The following is a 15667-nucleotide window of genomic DNA, read 5'->3' as shown; positions in this document are numbered from 1 at the left end:
GACTTTTCCCGGCAAACGCCTGCCCTGCAGGCCCGCCACCTACCGGATGTGATGATGACGCGACAGCCCACCCGCCGCCTGCTCGCCCTGGCCCTGGCCTCGGCCCTTACCGCCCCCGCCTGGGCGCAGACGGCCCTGCCCCCCATCGTCGCCCCCGCCGAAGCGGAGGCCGGCAGCTTCACCGCCAGCGACATCCGCATCGATGGCCTGCAGCGCATCTCCGCCGGTACCGTGCTGACCTACCTGCCGATCGAACGTGGCGATACCGTCACCTCCTCGCGCGTGGGCGACGCCATCCGTGCGCTGTACAAGACCGGCTTCTTCCAGGATGTGCGCCTGGACCGCCAGGACAACATCCTGGTGGTCACCGTGGTCGAACGGCCCGCCATCAACAAGCTGACCGTGACCGGCAACAAGGACATCAAGACCGAACAGCTGATGACCGGCCTGAAGGACATCGGCCTGTCCGAGGGCGACACCTTCGATCGCCTGAGCCTGGACCGCGTCACCCAGGAGCTGATCAAGCAGTACAACAACCGCGGCAAGTACAACGTCGAAATCACCCCGACGGTCAGCCCGCTGGACCGCAACCGCGTCGACATCACCATCGCCATCAAGGAAGGCAAGGCCGCCAAGATCCGCCACGTCAACCTGGTTGGCACCGAGAAATTCCAGAACGAGGACATCCTCAAGACCTGGGAATCCAAGGAACACAACTGGCTGTCCTGGTACCGCCGCGACGATCAGTACTCCAAGGAAAAGCTCTCCGGCGACATGGAGAAGCTGAATTCCTGGTACCTGGACCGTGGCTACGTCGACTTCAGCATCGATTCCACCCAGGTGTCGATCAGCCCCGACAAGCGCGACATGTTCCTCACCGCGGGCATCACCGAGGGCGAGCAGTACAAGGTCTCCGAGGTCAAGGTCACCGGCGATACCGTGCTGCCGCAGGAGAACGTCGAGCGCATGGTGATCGTCAAGCCGGGCCAGATTTTCTCGCGCCGGCTGCTGGAAATCACTTCCGACGGCATCACCGCCACCCTCAGCAACATCGGCTACGCATTTGCCCAGGTCAACCCGATTCCGTCGGTGGACCGCGAGAAGCGCACCGTTGCCCTGAACTTCCAGGTCGTGCCCGGCCCGCGCGTCAACGTCCGCCGCATCGTCTTCAAGGGCAACGCACGCACCTCCGACGAGGTCATGCGCCGCGAGATGCGCCAGTTCGAAGGCTCCTGGTATTCGCAGGCGGCGATCGACCGTTCGAAGATCCGCCTGCAGCGCCTGGGCTACTTCGAGACCGTCGACGTCGAGACGCCCGCGGTTCCCGGCACCAACGACCAGGTCGACGTCGTCTATACGGTCAAGGAAACCACCTCGGGCAGCTTCGTGTTCGGCCTGGGCTACTCGCAGTTGTCCGGCATGACCACCTCGATCCAGCTGTCGCAGAACAACTTCCTCGGCAGCGGCAACCGCGTGTCGGTCGAGGCGCAGCGCAGCGACTACCTGCAGCGCTACTCGTTCTCGTTCCTGAATCCGTTCTTCACCGACGAGGGCATGTCGCTCGGCTACAACCTGTGGTGGCGCGAGTATGACTATTCCGACTTCAACACCGCACAGTACTCCAGCACGAGTGCCGCGGCGCAGGCGGTCCTGGGCCTGCCGTTGACCGAAACCGACAGCGTGTCGCTGCTGTTCGGCATCGATCGCAACCAGATCAACTACAACAGTGCGACTCCGAGTTCGATCGTGGATTACATCAACGCGATCGGCCAGCGCACGTTCCACGCCTGGCGCTCGGAAATCGGCTGGGCGCGCGATACCCGCAACGACTACTTCATGCCCACCGCCGGTACCTACCAGCGCGTGTCGGCTGAAATCACCCTGCCCGGCTCGACCGTCGAGTACTACAAGCTCAATTACGAATTCTCCAAGTACTGGCCGCTCACCCCGTCGCTGGTCCTGAACACCCGCTTCGATTTCGGCTACGGCGACAGTTGGGGCAACGACACGTCGCGCAACGTCTGCCGGATGCTGCCCACCGACCCGTCGATTCCCGGCCAGGCCAATCCGGCGGCGGCAGCCGACAGCACCGGCGCCTGCGCACCTGGTTCGGTGCTGGATCGCACCCTGACCGCCACCGGCCTGCCGTTCTTCGAGAACTTCTATGCCGGCGGCGTGCGTTCGGTGCGTGGCTTCAGCGACAACACGCTGGGTCCGCGTTCGGAAGCCAACGGCTACTACTGGCGCGGCCAGCCGCTCGGCGGGTCGCTGAAGACGGTCGGTTCGCTGGAAATGTATTTCCCGCGCCTGTTCGATTCCAACGCCGCGCGCATTTCTGCGTTCTTCGACTTCGGCAACGTGTTCGACGGATACGACAACTTCGACGCCGGCGAACTGCGTGCTTCCGCGGGCGTGGCGCTGCTGTGGCGCGCGCCGGTCGGTCCGATCTCGATCAGCTATGCGTTCCCGCTGAAGAAGAAGGACGGCGACGAAATCGAGCGCCTGCAGTTCACCTTCGGCGGCGGCTTCTGATCGAAGGCGCCGCGTGCGGGGGGCTCCATCGCCCCCCGTATGGTATAGCCCGTATTTCCGGCGTGTCCGGGGGTACGGCGACGAAACTGGGCGAGGCGCTACAATTGCGCCCCATGACCGTTTCCCCCCTTTCCGCCGCCGCGCTCGCCGAGCGCTTCTCGCTGGGCCTGCATGGCGACGGCACCGTGGCCGTCGACGGCGTGGCGACCCTCGCCCGTGCCGGCCGCCACCAGCTCGCCTTCCTTGCCAATTCCCGCTACCGCTCGCAGCTGGCCGAATCGGCCGCGGGCATTGTCGTGCTGCGTGCCGATGACGCGGAGGCGGCACCGGGCACGGCACTCATCGCCAAGGACCCATACACGGCCTTCGCCAAGATCGCGGCGCTGTTCGAACAACGCCCCGCCCGCCCAGCAGGCATCCATCCCAGCGCGGTGATCGACCCCTCGGCCCGGGTATCGCCCGGCGCGCATGTCGGTCCCTTCGTCAGCATCGGCGCCCGTGCCGAAGTCGGCGAGGGTTGCATCATCGGCCCGCACTGCGTCATCGGCGACGATTGCGTCGTCGGGGCCGGCAGCGAGCTGATCGCGCGGGTCACCCTGGTCGTCCGCGTGCGCCTGGGCCAGCGCGTGCTGATTCACCCGGGCGCTGTGCTGGGCGCCGACGGTTTCGGGCTGGCGATGGATGCCGGCCACTGGATCAAGGTACCGCAGCAGGGTGGCGTGGTGGTCGGCGACGACTGCGAGATTGGCGCCAACACCACCATCGATCGCGGCGCGCTCGACGATACCGTGCTGGAAGAGGACGTTCGCCTGGACAACCAGATCCAGATCGGCCACAACGTGCGCATCGGCGCGCATACCGCGATGGCCGGATGCAGCGCCGCCGCCGGCAGCGCGAAGATCGGCCGCTACTGCCTGATTGGCGGCGCCGCCGGCGTCCTCGGCCATCTGGAAATCTGCGATCGCGTGATCATCACCGCGATGTCGCTGGTGACCAGTTCCATCCATGAGCCGGGCGAGTACTCGTCCGGCACCCCGCTTACCGACAACCGGACCTGGCGCAAGAACGCCGCCCGGTTCAAGCAACTCGACGCACTGGCACGCCGCGTGCTGGCCGCGGACAAGGAATGAACATGACCGAACCCGAAGTGAAGCTCCCCATCGACGTCGTCACCATCCAGAAACTGCTGCCGCACCGCTATCCGTTCCTGCTGGTGGACAAGGTGGTGGAGTTCGAAGCGCACAAGCGCATCGTCGGCATCAAGAACGTGACCATCAACGAGCCGTTCTTCCAGGGCCACTTCCCTGGCCATCCCGTGATGCCCGGCGTGCTGGTGATCGAGGCCTTGGCCCAGGCCGGTGGCGTGCTGACCCAGATTTCGCGCGGCCTGTGCGGTGGCGACCGGCTGTTCTACCTGGTCAAGGTCGACAACGTCCGCTTCTCGCGCATGGTGGTGCCTGGCGACGTGCTGGAACTGCACGTGGAAATCAAGCGGGTCATCCGCAACATGACCCTGTATACCTGCGTGGCCAAGGTCGCCGGCAACGAGGTCGCCAGCGCCGAGGTGCTGTGCGCCGAGACCCCGGCATGAGTACCGATATCCATCCGAGCGCGGTCATCGATCCGGGCGCGCGCCTGGGTGCGAACGTGCGCGTCGGTCCGTTCAGCCTGATCGGCGACGGCGTTGAAATCGGCGACGGCACCGTCATCGGCCCGCATTGCAGCGTGACCGGTCCCACCCGGATCGGCCGCGACAACCACCTGGTCGGCCATGTTGCCGCGGGCGGGGATCCGCAGGACAAGAAGTTCGCCGGCGAACGCACCGAACTGGTCATCGGCGATCGCAACATCATCCGCGAGTTCGTCACCCTCAACCGCGGTACCGGCAGCGGCGGCGGCATCACCCGCATCGGCGACGACAACCTGCTGCTGGCCTATACGCACGTCGCGCACGACTGCGTGATCGGCAACCACTGCGTGTTCTCCAACAACTCGACCCTGGCCGGGCACGTCACCGTCGAGGACTGGGTGATCATGAGCGGCTTCTCCGGCGCCCACCAGTTCTGCCGCATCGGCGCGCATGCCTTCATCGGCATGGGCGCGCTGGTCAATGGCGACGTCCCGCCATACACCATGGTCGGCAGCGATTCGCTGGGCCGGCCGCGTGGCATCAACAGCGAGGGACTGAAGCGGCGCGGCTTCGACAGCGAACGCATCTCCGCGATCAAGCGTGCCTACCGCACGTTGTACGTCGCCGGCCTGCCGCTGGCCGAGGCCAAGCAGCAACTGGCGGAACAGGCCCAGTCCAGCGAAGACGTTCGTGCCCTGCTCGATTTCATCGAACGCGGCGAGAGGCCGCTGCTGAGATGAATTCCCCCGCGCGCCGCCCGCGCATCGCGCTGGTGGCCGGCGAGGCCTCCGGCGACGGGCTGGGTGCCGGCCTCATCGCCGCATTGCGCGAACGCTGGCCCGACGCCGAATTCGCCGGCATCGGCGGCGATGGCATGCGCCGCGAAGGTTGCCAGACCTGGTTCGACGCGGGCGAGCTGGCGGTGATGGGCCTGTCCGAGGTACTGCGCCACCTGCCCCGCCTGCTGAAGCTGCGGCGTGCGTTCCGCGAGCGCGTGCTGGCCTGGCGGCCGGATGTGTTCATCGGCATCGATGCCCCCGACTTCAACCTGGGCGTGGAGCGCTGGCTCAAGCAGCGCGGGATCCGCACCGTGCATTACGTCAGCCCCTCCGTCTGGGCCTGGCGCGAGAAGCGCGCGCAGAAGATCGGCGCCAGCGCCGACCGCGTGCTGTGCCTGTTCCCGATGGAACCGCCCATCTACGCCCGCCATGGCGTCGAGGCGCGCTTCGTCGGCCACCCCATGGCGGACGACATGCCGCTGCAGCCGGACCGCGCCGCCGCCCGGCGGGCGCTGGACCTGCCGGCCGACGCGCCGGTGCTGGCCCTGCTGCCCGGCAGCCGGCTGGGTGAAATCCAGCGGCTCGCGCCACCCTTCCTGGAAGCGGCGCAGCGCGTCGCGCGCGCGGTACCGGAACTGCGCGTGTGCGTTCCTGCCGCCAACCCCGCCTGCCGCGAACAACTGGAAACCCTGCTCGCCGATCCGCAACTGGCCGTGCCGAACCTGCATCTGCTCGACGGCCACGCCCGCACCGCGCTGTACGCGGCCGATGTGGTCCTGCTGGCTTCCGGCACGGCGACCCTGGAAACCATGCTCGCCAAGCGCCCGATGGTGGTGGGCTACAAGGTCGCGCCGATGACCTATCGCATCGTCAAGGCGCTGGGCCTGCTGAAGGTGGAGCGCTACGCCCTGCCCAACGTACTGGCAGGTGAGGACCTGGCGCCGGAATTGATGCAGGACGAGTGCACGCCCGACAAACTGGCCGATGCCGTGCTGCACTGGTTCCGCGCGCCGCAGGAAGCCGCCGCCCTGCAACCGAAGTACCTGCACCTGCACGAGCAATTGCGCCAGGATGCTTCCGCGCGCGCCGCCGACGCGGTGTCCGAGCTGCTGGAACCGGCCGCCGCGCCCGCGGGCATCCGCTAGAATCGCGCCATGCTTCCGAACGGTTCGCTGTTTCCCGACCCCGTGTTCCGCCTGATCGCCGGCGTGGACGAAGCCGGCCGCGGCCCGCTGGCCGGACCGGTATCGGTGGCGGCGGTGATCCTGGATCCGGATCGCCCCATCGACGGCCTCAACGATTCCAAGCAACTGACCGAAGTCCAGCGCGAGGCGCTGTATCCGTTGATCATCGAGCGCGCGCTCGCCTGGCGGGTCGAGTTGGTGCAGCGCGAGGAAATCGACACGCTCAACATCCTGCAGGCCACGATGGAAGGCATGCGACGCGCGGTTCGCGCGTTGCAGCCGGCGGCCGAACTCGCGCGCATCGATGGCAACCGGATTCCCACCCGCCTGCCGTGTCCGGCCGAGGCGCTGGTGGGCGGCGATCGGCTCGATGCCGCGATCATGGCCGCATCCATCCTCGCCAAGGTCACCCGCGACCGCGCGATGGTGGCATTGCACGCGCAGTTCCCGCAGTACGGTTTCGCCAACCACAAAGGCTATTCCACGCCCGAGCACCTGGCCGCGCTCACCCTGCATGGCCCCTGCCCGCTGCACCGCCGCAGTTTCGCGCCCGTTCGCGTCGCGCTGGAAGCGCACGGCATGGCCTGAGCGCGGAGTTCCCGCGCCTCCCCGCCGCCGGTCGGATGAACAGGACGCCCTGTCCTTGGTCACGCCGACTTCCAGCAGTCGAAACAATCCTCGCAACCCTGCAGGCTGTTATCGCATCTCCTCCATGAGGAATGCCGTCTTCCAAGGATCACGGTGACACGCCCCGGCCCCCGACGGTCTCGCGAGAACTGCCATGAACCTGCATCCCGACCATGCCGCTCCGGAACCCGGAGCGCCGTCCCCCGAATCCCGTTGCGGCTCCCGCACCGGCAACGGCCCCGCCTCCCATCAACACCTGGCCGCGCTGGTACGCGGGATCTGTCCGGATGCACCGTCGCCGGGCATCGACGGTCCGCAACGCATCGCGGCGCTGCTGGAAGACACCGCCTGGGACTGCGAGCCCGCGATCAGGGCTGGCCTGGCCGCCGTGCTGGCGCGACTCGCCCAGCCTGCCGGACAGCCGATGGACGCCCTGCCATCGGACCTGTCCTGGCCCCGCCTGTGGCGGGAGGTCGAGGCCCACGATGATTTCCTGCGTCTGCGCGATGTCGAGTCGAACCTGCGACATGCGGAGGTTGGCGCCTTCCCGTTCGATCGGCACGACTGGGAACACGCGCGCGAGGAGGAATGCGCCCTGCGCGAACACCATCGGCAGGTCCGTGAAACCAGCTACGCGCCCGCGCAACCGGCGGTGTTCCGGGTGCATTGAGCCGGCCGCCGGGACGCTTCGCGTCCGCCATGCGCCCCGGCAGCCCGGGCTCGCCGGCCCGGGCGCCGATGTCAAGCCTTGCCCCTCCCCACCCCCGCCGGTACCCTGCCCGGACAGTCTTCCGAGCCGGCATGTCCTCCCGCTTCGTTCATCTCCACCTGCACACCGAGTTCTCGATGGCGGATTCGATCATCCGCGTGCCCGAGAAGCCGGATCAGGCCGACCCCAAGAAAGCCAAGCAGGCCAACCTGCTCAGCCGCGCGGTGGAACTGCGCATGCCGGCGCTGGCGGTCACTGATCGCAACAACCTGTTCGCCCTGGTCAAGTTCTACAAGGCCGCCGAAAGCGTCGGCATCAAGCCCATCGCCGGCGCCGACGTGCTGGTGGCCGAGGGCAACGAGACGCCGTGGCCGGTGACCCTGCTGTGCCGGGATCGCGAGGGCTACCTGTCGTTGTCGCGCCTGCTCACCCGCGCGTGGATGGAAGGTCACCGCAACGACGGCGTCGCCATCGATCCGCAGTGGTTGCACGAGGATCGCCAGGGCCTGTTCGCGTTGATGGGCCGCCAGAGCCACGCCGGCCGGCTGGCGCTGAGCGGACGGCATGAACTGGCCGAGCAGCACCTGGCCGAATGGCAGCGCAGTTTCGGCGAGGATCTCCATCTCGAACTGACCCGCACCCAGCGCGATGGCGAGGAGGCGTTCAACGCGTTCGCACTGCACGCTTCGGCCAAGCGCGGCCTGCCGGTCATCGCCAGCAACGACGTGCGGTTCCTGTCGCCGGACGGATTCGACGCGCACGAGGCGCGCGTGTGCATCGCCTCCGGCCGCGTGCTGGACGACCCGAAGCGGCCCCGCGAGTACAGCCCCGAGCAGTACATGAAGTCGGCCGAGGAAATGGCCGCGCTGTTCGCCGACGTGCCCGACGCCATCGACAACACGCTGGCGCTGGCGCAGCGCTGCAACATCGAGATGCGGCTGGGCACCTACTTCCTGCCCGCCTATCCGGTGCCGGAAAACGAGACCCTGGACAGCTGGATCCGCAGCCAGGCCAGGACCGGCCTGGAAGAACGGCTGGAGAAGAACCCGCTCGCCCCCGGCAAGTCCCGCGAGGATTACTTCGAACGGCTGGAGTTCGAGCTGGACACCATCATCAAGATGGGCTTCCCCGGCTACTTCCTGATCGTGGGCGACTTCATCCAGTGGGGCAAGAACCACGGCATCCCGATCGGCCCGGGCCGCGGTTCGGGCGCCGGTTCGCTGGTGGCGTGGGCGCTGAAGATCACCGATCTGGATCCACTGCCCTACAACCTGCTGTTCGAGCGCTTCCTCAACCCGGAACGCGTGTCGATGCCCGACTTCGACATCGACTTCTGCATGGACCGGCGCGACGAGGTGATCGACTACGTCGCGCGCAAGTACGGCCGCGACCGGGTCAGCCAGATCATCACCTACGGCACCATGGCGGCGAAGGCGGTGGTGCGCGACACCGGCCGCGTGCTGGGCTTTCCCTACGGTCTGGTCGATGGCGTCGCCAAGCTGATCCCGAACATCCTCGGCGTGACGCTGAAGGATGCAATGGGCGAAGGCAACAGCGAAATGGCTTCGCAGGAGCTGATCGAACGCTACAACAGCGAGGACGATGTCCGCGATCTGATCGACCTGGCTCGCCAGTTGGAAGACCTGACCCGCAACGCCGGCAAGCACGCCGGCGGCGTGGTCATCGCGCCGTCGCCGCTGTCGGACTTCTGCCCGCTGTTCGCCGAACACGACGAGGGCATGCTGGGCCGGAACCCGGTCACCCAGTTCGACAAGAACGACGTCGAGGAAGTCGGCCTGGTGAAGTTCGACTTCCTGGGCCTGCGCACGCTGACCATCATCGACTGGGCGGTCAAGGCCATCAACCGCCGCCACGAACGCGCGGGCGTGCCGCCGATCGACATCGCGACGATTCCGCTGGACGACGCCGCCACCTATCGCCAGGTGTTCGCTTCCGGCAACACCGGCGCGGTGTTCCAGTTCGAATCCTCCGGCATGCGCCGGCTGCTGAAGGACGCCAAGCCCGACCGCTTCGAGGATCTGATCGCGCTGGTATCGCTGTACCGACCCGGCCCGATGGACCTGATTCCCAGCTTCGTCGACCGCAAGCACGGGCGCGAGGAAGTCGAGTATCCCGATCCGCGCACCGAAGCAATCCTGAAGGACACCTACGGCATCATGGTGTACCAGGAGCAGGTGATGCAGATGGCGCAGATCGTCGGCGCCTACTCGCTCGGTGGCGCCGACCTGCTGCGTCGCGCGATGGGCAAGAAGGTGCCGGCCGAAATGGCCAAGCACCGCGAGATCTTCCGCGAGGGCGCCGGCAAGGGCGGCGTCGACGAGAAGAAGGCCGACGAAATCTTCGACCTGATGGAGAAGTTCGCCGGCTACGGTTTCAACAAGTCGCACGCCGCGGCCTACGCGCTGGTGTCGTACCAGACCGCGTGGCTGAAGTGCCACTATCCGGCCGAGTTCATGGCCGCGGTGCTGTCCTCGGACATGGACAACACCGACAAGGTGGTCGGTTTCCTGGACGAGGCGCGCGGGCTGTCGCTGACCGTGCTGCCGCCGGAGATCAACCACTCGGACTACATGTTCGAGGCGACCGATCCGCGCACCATCCGCTACGGCATCGGCGCCATCAAGGGCGTCGGCCAGGGCCTGTGCGAGACGATCGTCGCCGAACGCCGGCAGGGCGGCGAATTCCGCGACCTGCTGGATTTCTGCAAACGGGTCGACTCCTCCAAGCTCAACCGGCGCGCGCTGGAAGCGATGGTGAATGCCGGCGCGCTTGACGCGCTGGGCCGCAATCGCGCCTCGCTGATGCTGCAGTTGCCCGAAGTGCTGAAGGCCACCGATCAGCTGGCCAAGGAGCGCGCGGCCGGACAAAGCTCGCTGTTCGGCGGCGGCGATGCCGCGCCCGCGCTGGAAGTGGTGCTGACCGAATCGGACGAGTGGCCGCTGAGCCAATTGCTCAATGGCGAGCGCGAGACGCTGGGGCACTACCTCAGCGGCCATCCGATGGATCCCTATCGCGAGGATCTGCGCGCCCTGGTCGGCAGCGACCTGGGTGATCTGGAAAAACTCTGGAGCAACCAGTCGCCGGGCGAAAAGAAGGGCTGGCGCCCGGAAGTCAGCGCGCTGATCGCCGGCCAGGTGGTCGGCGTGCGCCGCAAGGGCGACAGCCAGGTGTTCGTGCAACTGGAGGACGGCCGCGGCCGCATCGAATGCAGTGCGTTCTCCGACGCGATGGCCGAGTTCGGCCCGCTGCTGACCCGCGACCGCATCCTGATCATGAAGGGCGGCCTGCGCGAGGACGAGTTCAACGGCGGCTTCAGCCTGCGCATCCGCCAGTGCTGGGACTACTCGCAGCTGTGCGCGCAGCAGGCGCAGCGGCTGTCGCTGCGGCTGGACCTGCGCGAACCGGGGCTGTGGTCGCGGGTGGAAGCCCTGCTCGCCCGCCACCGCCCCGGCAACACGCCCCTGCGCCTGGATCTGGTGCTGCCCTCCGGCAAGTCGGCCACCGCCGGCATGCTCGACGTCAATGGCAGCCTGTCGGTGCGGGTCGATACCGAACTGGTCGACGCGCTGCGGGCCACCCCTGGCGTGCGCGCGGTCAAGCTGGCGGTGGGCCGCCCCTGGGCGCAGAACCACTGAGGCCCCGATTCCGGGCCCCGGACCGTACTGCACGGCTCGGTATGGAGACCCCGGCTGGGATAAACTCCCCCCTTTCCGGCCCACGGCCCGCTTGATGAACCCGAACTACCTCGATTTCGAACAACCCATCGCCGATCTGGAAGCCAAGATCCAGGAGCTGCGCAACGCCAGCGCGGGACCGGCGGTGAATGTCGATGCCGAAGTCCATGCCCTGCAGGACAAGCTGCGCGTCCGCACCGCCCAGATCTTCCGCGACCTGACCCCGTGGCAGGTATCGCAGCTGGCCCGCCACCCGGCCCGCCCCTACACCCTGGATTACGCGCGCGTGATCTGCGACGAGTTCCAGGAACTGGCCGGCGATCGCGCCTTCGCCGACGACAAGGCGATCGTTGGCGGCCTGGCCCGCATCAACGGGCGCTCGCTGGTGATCATCGGCCACCAGAAAGGCCGCGATACCAAGGAAAAGATCAAGCGCAACTTCGGCATGCCCAAGCCGGAGGGTTACCGCAAGGCCCTGCGGCTGATGAAGCTGGCCGAACGCTTCCGCCTGCCGGTGCTGACCTTCATCGACACCGCCGGCGCCTGGCCGGGCATCGATGCCGAGGAACGCGGTCAGTCCGAGGCCATCGCGCGCAACCTGCTGGAGATGTCGGAACTGAAAGTCCCGGTGATCTGCACCGTGATCGGCGAAGGCGGCTCCGGCGGCGCGCTCGCCATCGGCGTGGGTGATCGCACCCTGATGCTGGAATACAGCACCTACTCGGTGATCACCCCGGAAGGCTGCGCCTCGATCCTGTGGAAGTCGGCCGACAAGGCCAAGGACGCCGCCGAGCAGCTCGGCCTGACCGCCAAGCGCCTGCATTCGCTCGGCCTGGTGGACAAGGTGGTGCGCGAACCCATCGGCGGCGCCCACCGCAATCCGCGCCAGATGGCGACCCGGCTGAAGGCGGTCCTGCTCAACGAACTGGACGCGCTGGAACAGATTCCGGTCGAACAACTGCTGCAGCGCCGTTACGAGCGCCTGCGCAGCTACGGGGCCTACGAGGCCGCCTGAGGGCAAACGCGATGAGCTGGCAGAAATGGATATCTGCCCTGCTGCTGGTGCCGGTGGTCGGCTATGTGGTGCTGTGCCTGGGCGTGTATCTGTGGGGAGCCGGCGCGCTTCCCGCCGATCGCCAGCCAAATACCGGCGCTTTGCCGCCCTCGATGCGAGTGCAGTTTCAGGCCATCCATGGCGTACACAGTGACGGGGCCGTCCGCCTGCATCCGTTGACGGTGCCCTGGTACTTTTTTCGACAGTCCGCAGGAACGGATGAATTGCGGCTTCCCGCCTGGGCCGGCCGCACCCTCCTGCAGCGCTCGGATCGCCCTGTGGGTGGCACGCGTCGCGTCGCCGCCGACATCGCCGCGACGATATTCGTCAGCCGCGCATGGTCGATCGACGAACAGGTCAACACGGTGTTGAACGAAGGATTCTACGGGCGAGGCGCACACGGCCTGCCCGCCGCCGCCAAGGCCTGGTATGGCCAGTCCCCGGAAACCCTGTGGCCAGAAGAATTCCTGGCGCTGCAGGTTCTGGATCGAGGGCCGTCCTTCTATGATCCGGTGTGCTATCCGAAACGCTTCGAAGAACGTTTCCGCTTCGTATCCGCGCATCTGAACATCCCGGATATCGACGCCGCGTTGGCACGTGCACGCGAACGGTTGCGAGCCCATCCCTCCGCCTGCAACAGCGCCTCAGCACCCGCCACCACCCTGCTTCCCTTCCCGGTATCCAATCAAGCCGCATGAGCCCGTTCATCATCCTGTCGCTGATTCTCCAGGTCGCCTGCTGCGTGCACGTCGTACGCACCGGACGGCCGCTGTACTGGGTCTTCATCCTGCTGCTGTTTTCGTACATCGCGGTGCTGGTGTATTTCATCGCCGAAGTGCTGCCGGATCTGCGCCACAACCCGTCGGCGCGCCGGGCCGCGCGCAGCGTGCGCTCGCGCATCGATCCCGAGCACGAGAAGCGCAAGGCGGATCGCAAGCTGGGGCTTTCCGATACACCGGAAACCCGTCGCCAACTGGCCGAGGAATGCCTGCGCAGCGGGGATTTCGCCCGCGCCGAGGATCTGTTCGGCAACGCGCTCAAGGGCCTGTACCGCACGGATCCGGACCTGATGCTCGGCCTGGCCAAGGCCCAGTACGGACAGGGCAAGGCACGCGAGACGCGCACGACCCTGGACGCACTCATCGCCGCCAATCCGAACTTCCGCTCCTCAGACGGGCACCTGTTGTATGCGCGCGCCGTGGAAGACCTGGGCGATGCGGCCGCCGCCCTGCACGAATACGAAGCCGTCGTGCAGGGCCATCCCGGCGAGGAGGCGCGTGCCCGCTATGGCCTGCTGCTCAAGCGCCAGGGCGATCTGGTTCGCGCCCGCGCGGTATTCCAGGAAATCCTGACCCGCTCCGACGCCCTGCCGAAGTACTACCAGCGCGATCAGCGCGAGTGGATCGCGTTGGCCCGCAACGAACTGGCCAACCTGCCCTCGTCCTGATTCGAGCAAAGAACGGCAGTCCTGGCTGTCTTACCGCGAGTACTGCTAGCAAGCACTGCGTTGGAATGCCCTGGCGTTCGGGCCGAACCAACAAACGGAGTCATTTCCGCTCAGAGCTGCCGGGTGTTCAATGATCGTTGCCCCTCAACGACGTGGATACACCCATGTTCGAAGCCATCGCCCAACTTCTGGCACATTAGCTTGACTTGTTCGGTCAGGCGGGCAGCCGCCGCGCATGGCCGATCATGGTCGGATTGCTCCTGTTGATTTCAATCTTGTGCGCGGTGGCATTCTGGACAAATTCCTGAGCCATGCCCACCGCTTCACTTCCGGCGGCGCACATGGTGGCGTCCCGGATCTAAGCCTTGTCTTCCTCCTCCCGCGACGATTCGCCGCAGGCGCGGACGCGCCGACGGCGCTAGGATGAGATCGCCGGCACCGGCCGGCTCACGGGGGAAAACGTGATGGACCTGTTGCATCCATGGTGGCTGGTTCCGCTCATCCTGTTCGTCCTGCCGATGGTGGTGGGCCTGTTCTACAACCGCCTGCGCTGGCACCGGAACGGGGTCAACCAGAACTGGGTTCTGGGCCTGTTCGTCGGTGTCTGCTGGCTGGCCGCCATCATCGTCATCCTGAACAAGCTGCGCTGAGTCGCGGGCCTGCCGGCTAGACTGGGCGGCATGTTCGCCCTGCCGCCCGCGCCCGCCGTCGTGCCGTCCCTGCTGATCGGCTTCAGCGGTGGCCTGGATTCGACGGTCCTGCTGCACCGCCTCCATGCGGAACCGGCATTCCAGGGCGTCCTTCGCGCCATCCACGTCCATCACGGCCTGCAGCCGGCGGCCGACGACTGGGCCGCGCACTGCCAACGCACCTGCGATGCCTGGGAAGTTCCGTTGCGGATCGTGCAGGTACGGGTTTCCGCCGACGCCGGCCAGGGTATGGAGGCGGCCGCCCGCCACGCGCGCTATGCGGCGTTCGCCGAGGCGATGTCGTCCGGCGAAGTGCTGGTGACCGCGCATCACCTGCAGGACCAGGCGGAAACCTTCCTGCTGCGTGCCCTGCGTGCTTCGGGCGTGGACGGGCTGGCGGCGATGCGCGACTGGCGCGCCTTTGCCGGTGGATGGCATTGGCGACCGCTGCTGGACACCTCGCGTGCCGTGCTTGAAAGCCATGCCAGCCAGCATGGTCTGGCGTGGATCGATGATCCGAGCAACCTGCACACCGCGCACGACCGCAACTTCCTGCGCCGGCAGGTCATGCCGCTGCTGGAACAGCGTTGGCCGCATGCCGCGGCCGCATTCGCGCGCAGCGCTTCGTTGGCGCGGGAAAGTGCCGAGCTGCTCGATCGCGAAGACGCGCAGGCGCTGGCGGTGAGCCGCACGCTGGATCCGGCGGCACTGTCGGTGACCGCCCTGCTCGCGCTTCCGCCCGCGCGGCGCGCCCGCGTGCTGCGCCACTGGCTGTGCCAGCTGGATCTGCCGTCCCTCCCTACCGAAGGTGTGCGCCACATCGAGCGGGATCTGCTGGCCGCGGCGGCGGACGACGAAGCCGAATTCAGCTGGCAGGGCGCGGTCGTACGCCGCTGGCGCGATCTGTTGCATGCCGAGTCGATGCGACCTCCGCTGCCGGCCGACTGGCAAGTCGAATGGGACACGCACCAGCCCCTGCGGCTGCCGACCGGCGACCGGCTGGTCATGGAAGGCGCGGCCTGGCCGACGCCGCTGCGGGTCGGCGCGCGCCTGGGCGGCGAGCGCCTGCGCCAGCCCGGTCGCGCGCACAGCCAGGCGCTGAAGAAGCTGCTGCAGGCCGACGGCATTCCCCCATGGGAACGCCGCCTGCTGCCGCTGCTGCGGGACGCCGACGGTGAACTGCTCGCGGCCGGCGACCTGCTGCTGGATGCGCGCCTGGACGATTGGCTGCGCCGGCATGGGGCGAGCCTGCGCTGGGAACGGGCAGCCACCCTGACCGCCGCGCGTTGACCTTCACGCGGCGGCTCCGCACACTTTCCCG

13 protein-coding genes and 1 pseudogene are annotated in these 15667 nt (G+C 67.3%); 13 read left to right on the top strand and 1 reads right to left on the bottom strand.

What is annotated here, in order from left to right; translation table 11 throughout:
* The first annotated feature begins 54 nt into the window (after nt 1-54).
* From bamA to IQ458_RS00455, 11 genes and pseudogenes are all read left to right on the top strand, one after another.
* The gene (gene bamA / locus IQ458_RS00505; protein ID WP_183643168.1) at nt 55-2532 is read left to right on the top strand and encodes an outer membrane protein assembly factor BamA; all 2478 of its coding nucleotides are present in this window, start codon (nt 55-57) and stop codon (nt 2530-2532) included.
* 113 nt (nt 2533-2645) lie between these two features.
* Nucleotides 2646-3662 (top strand): UDP-3-O-(3-hydroxymyristoyl)glucosamine N-acyltransferase, encoded by a 1017-nt coding sequence (lpxD, locus tag IQ458_RS00500; protein WP_203321581.1) that lies wholly within the window; start codon nt 2646-2648, stop codon nt 3660-3662.
* 2 nt (nt 3663-3664) lie between these two features.
* Complete coding sequence (gene fabZ / locus IQ458_RS00495) at nt 3665-4123, top strand: 3-hydroxyacyl-ACP dehydratase FabZ (RefSeq protein ID WP_183643174.1); 459 nt, start codon at nt 3665-3667, stop codon at nt 4121-4123.
* On the top strand, nt 4120-4902 hold the full coding sequence (gene lpxA / locus IQ458_RS00490; RefSeq protein ID WP_192197533.1) for an acyl-ACP--UDP-N-acetylglucosamine O-acyltransferase: 783 nt from the start codon (nt 4120-4122) through the stop codon (nt 4900-4902). Before fabZ ends, lpxA begins: the two co-directional genes overlap by 4 nt.
* Before the next feature lie 8 nt (nt 4903-4910).
* A pseudogene (gene lpxB / locus IQ458_RS00485) lies at nt 4911-6086 on the top strand (lipid-A-disaccharide synthase); the annotation flags it as partial.
* Between the two features lie 9 nt (nt 6087-6095).
* Nucleotides 6096-6713 (top strand): ribonuclease HII, encoded by a 618-nt coding sequence (gene rnhB / locus IQ458_RS00480; protein ID WP_192197531.1) that lies wholly within the window; start codon nt 6096-6098, stop codon nt 6711-6713.
* 193 nt (nt 6714-6906) lie between these two features.
* Nucleotides 6907-7422: a hypothetical protein gene (locus tag IQ458_RS00475; protein ID WP_203321579.1), complete on the top strand. Its 516-nt coding sequence runs from the start codon at nt 6907-6909 to the stop codon at nt 7420-7422.
* A 131-nt stretch (nt 7423-7553) separates the two neighbouring features.
* Nucleotides 7554-11117 (top strand): DNA polymerase III subunit alpha, encoded by a 3564-nt coding sequence (dnaE, locus tag IQ458_RS00470; protein ID WP_203321578.1) that lies wholly within the window; start codon nt 7554-7556, stop codon nt 11115-11117.
* 94 nt (nt 11118-11211) lie between these two features.
* Nucleotides 11212-12171 (top strand): acetyl-CoA carboxylase carboxyltransferase subunit alpha, encoded by a 960-nt coding sequence (locus tag IQ458_RS00465; protein WP_141453570.1) that lies wholly within the window; start codon nt 11212-11214, stop codon nt 12169-12171.
* An 11-nt stretch (nt 12172-12182) separates the two neighbouring features.
* The gene (locus IQ458_RS00460; RefSeq protein WP_203321577.1) at nt 12183-12908 is read left to right on the top strand and encodes a transglycosylase domain-containing protein; all 726 of its coding nucleotides are present in this window, start codon (nt 12183-12185) and stop codon (nt 12906-12908) included.
* Nucleotides 12905-13657, top strand: coding sequence for a tetratricopeptide repeat protein (locus IQ458_RS00455; RefSeq protein WP_192197528.1), 753 nt, complete (start codon nt 12905-12907; stop codon nt 13655-13657). The genes IQ458_RS00460 and IQ458_RS00455 overlap by 4 nt, the downstream gene beginning before the upstream one ends.
* A gap of 214 nt (nt 13658-13871) precedes the next feature.
* Here IQ458_RS00455 and IQ458_RS19735 read toward each other — a convergent pair whose 3' ends face one another.
* A complete protein-coding gene (locus IQ458_RS19735; protein ID WP_268963361.1) occupies nt 13872-14000 on the bottom strand; it encodes a hypothetical protein in 129 nt (42 codons plus the stop codon).
* Nucleotides 14001-14121: 121 nt separating this feature from the next.
* Here IQ458_RS19735 and IQ458_RS00450 point away from each other — a divergent pair, with 121 nt between their 5' ends.
* Both IQ458_RS00450 and tilS read left to right on the top strand, forming a co-directional pair.
* On the top strand, nt 14122-14307 hold the full coding sequence (locus tag IQ458_RS00450; RefSeq protein WP_183643201.1) for a hypothetical protein: 186 nt from the start codon (nt 14122-14124) through the stop codon (nt 14305-14307).
* Nucleotides 14308-14337: 30 nt separating this feature from the next.
* Nucleotides 14338-15636 (top strand): tRNA lysidine(34) synthetase TilS, encoded by a 1299-nt coding sequence (gene tilS, locus IQ458_RS00445; RefSeq protein ID WP_203321576.1) that lies wholly within the window; start codon nt 14338-14340, stop codon nt 15634-15636.
* Nucleotides 15637-15667: the final 31 nt, after the last annotated feature.

The sequence above is a fragment of the Pseudoxanthomonas beigongshangi genome, from assembly GCF_016820515.1.
Taxonomy (GTDB): Bacteria; Pseudomonadota; Gammaproteobacteria; order Xanthomonadales; family Xanthomonadaceae; genus Pseudoxanthomonas_A; species Pseudoxanthomonas_A beigongshangi.
Note: the sequence above shows the minus strand (reverse complement) of the source record. Positions and strands in the feature narration are given on the sequence as shown.